Origin of the sequence: Mesorhizobium sp. M7A.F.Ca.MR.362.00.0.0 (assembly GCF_004023175.1) — a bacterium.
Taxonomy (GTDB): Bacteria; Pseudomonadota; Alphaproteobacteria; order Rhizobiales; family Rhizobiaceae; genus Mesorhizobium.
On record NZ_RZTF01000166.1, the window covers coordinates 4,645 to 7,226 of the forward strand.

1 protein-coding gene and 2 pseudogenes are annotated in these 2,582 nt (G+C 62.9%); all 3 read left to right on the forward strand.

Going from position 1 to position 2,582, the window contains the following annotated elements; all coding sequences use genetic code 11:
• Nucleotides 1–481 (forward strand): annotated as a pseudogene (locus tag EOC06_RS42965) (nitrate transporter); the annotation flags it as partial.
• A 353-nt stretch (nt 482–834) separates the two neighbouring features.
• Nucleotides 835–2,151, forward strand: a complete 1,317-nt coding sequence (locus EOC06_RS19980; RefSeq protein WP_128308594.1) for a CmpA/NrtA family ABC transporter substrate-binding protein — start codon at nt 835–837, stop codon at nt 2,149–2,151.
• Between the two features lie 70 nt (nt 2,152–2,221).
• Nucleotides 2,222–2,582 (forward strand): annotated as a pseudogene (locus EOC06_RS42970) (nitrate ABC transporter, permease protein); the annotation flags it as partial.

Consider the following 2,582-nt stretch of genomic DNA (forward strand, 5'->3'; position numbering starts at 1 on the left):
GGCCAACCGTGGCGAATTGGCAGCTGTGATGGCGCAGGCCGGCTTTCTCGGTCTGCCGCCGGCCGTGCAGATGCCGATCCTGACCGGTCATCTCCGACTGGGCGGCGGCGCGGAGCGGACCATCGACGACTTCTTCCTCCCGTTCGACAAGGCAGCGAACTTTCCATGGAAGAGCCATGCGCTGTGGTTCTACACGCAGATGGTGCGCTGGGGGCACGTGGCGCACACGCCGGAAAACCTTGCCATCGCCCGCAACTGCTACCGGCCCGACCTCTACCGTTCGGCTCTGAAGCCGCTTGGTGTGGCGCTTCCCGGCGCCAATTCGAAAGTCGAGGGTGCGCTCCAAGTTGCCACCGCGGTCGGCGCGACAGGCGCCGGCCTTGTGCTCGGTCCGGACGGTTTCTTCGACGGCCAGATCTTCGATCCGGACGAGGTCGACGCCTATATTACCGGCCAGAAATCGGCTCGCGCGGAAGCCTGATCATCGCGTCATTCTTGTGCGTTGCACAAAAATTGTGCGCGCGATTGCCCGAATGAACAATCTTTGGCCTTCCGGCCATACGACCCGGTGCGTCCGAGATCGGCGCGGGTTGCTGATTTAATTGATCTTTTTCACCTCTCTCAAAACTGGCACGGTTCCTGCTTTGAAATAGACAGGCCCTTCGCGGGTCACGGAACAGGCGTCCAATGACGGGCGCCACAGGCAAAGCTGCCGCTCAGGTTAATGCGCGCTCCCGGTCACCCGGACGCGAAGACCTGGCTGGCGGCTTTTTTGTTTTGATCAACACGCAATCGACGACGCGGATCCCAAGCCGCGCCCAACCGGAGACGACGATGACGAAACGGATCAGGACTGGAACGACCCTCAAAGACATGACGCGCCGCGATTTTCTCGTCAGCAGCGCGATGACGGCCGGCCTGTTCGTGGCGGCCCGCAAGCTCTTCCCTTCCGGCGCCTATGCTGCGACCGCCACTCCGGAGGTCACCGGGGCCAAGCTCGGCTTCATTGCCCTCACCGATGCGGCACCGCTGATGATCGCCAAGGAGAAGGGGCTGTTCGCCAAGTTCGGCATGCCCGATGTCGAGGTGCTCAAGCAGGCCTCCTGGGGTGTGACACGCGACAATCTGATGCTCGGCGGCGCGGCCAACGGCATCGACGGCGCCCATATCCTGACGCCGCTGCCTTACCTCATGCACACGGGCAAGGTGACGCAGAACAACCAGCCGATGCCGATGGCGATCGTGGCGCGGCTCAACTACGACTGCCAAGGCATTTCGGTCGCCCAGGAATATGCCGGCACCGGTGTCGGTCTCGACGCCTCGAAGCTGAAAGATGCTTTTGCCGCCAAGAAGGCGGCCGGCAAGGAAATCAAGGCCGCCATGACCTTCCCGGGCGGCACGCATGATTTGTGGCTGCGCTACTGGCTGGCGGCCGGTGGCATCGATCCCGACAAGGACGTCTCGACCATCGTCGTGCCGCCGCCGCAGATGGTGGCCAACATGAAGGTCGGCAACATGGACGTGTTCTGCGTCGGCGAACCGTGGAACGAGCAGCTCGTCCATCAGGGCGTCGGCTTCACCGCCGCCACGACGGGCGAATTGTGGAAGGGCCATCCGGAAAAGGCGCTCGGCCTGCGTGCCGAATTCATCGAGAAAAACCCGAACGCCACCAAGGCGATCCTGATGGCCGTCATGGAAGCCCAGCAATGGTGCGAGGCTAGCGACAACAAGGACGAGATGGCCGCCATCATCGGCAAGCGGCAATGGATGAACGTGCCCGTCGCCGACATCATCGGCCGCCTCAAGGGCGATATCAACTACGGCAATGGCCGCGTCGCCAACGGCACCGATCTCTCCATGAAGTTCTGGAAGGGCGGCGTCTCCTATCCTTTCAAGAGCCACGACACGTGGTTCCTCGCCGAGAACATCCGCTGGGGCAAGTTCGCGCCGACCACCGACATCAAGGCGCTGGTCGATCAGGTCAACCGCGAGGATTTGTGGCGCGAAGCGGCCAAGGATCTCGGCGTTGCGGCTGCCGACGTTCCGGCGTCGTCGTCGCGCGGCGTCGAGACCTTCTTCGATGGCAAGATCTTCGATCCGGCCAACCCGTCCGCCTATCTCGATAGCCTGAAGATCAAGGCATCGGCCTGAACCCCAGCGCAAACGGCGCATTGCGCCGTTTGTCGCTCGAATTATCTGCCCCACGGAGTTTTCCCCAGACATGTCGATCCAGACTATCGAGGACACCAAGGTGAAGGCCTTTCCTGCCAAGCCGGCGGAGGTCATCGCCTTCACTGCCAAGGCACGGCGTCGCTTCGAGCCGCTCGCCATCGCCGGCAAACTGGCAAGCGCGCTGGTGCCGCCCATCATCGTGATCGCGCTGATGCTGGTCGTCTGGCAGATCGCCTGTTCGTCGCCGACATCAAGCCTGCCGCCGCCGACCCAGGTGTGGAACGAGGCCTACGATTTGATCGCGCATCCGTTCTTCGACAATGGCCCGCAGGATATCGGTCTGGCATGGCGCGTGCTGATCTCGCTGCAGCGTGTTGCCATCGGCTTCGGCCTGGCGGCGGTGGTCGGCG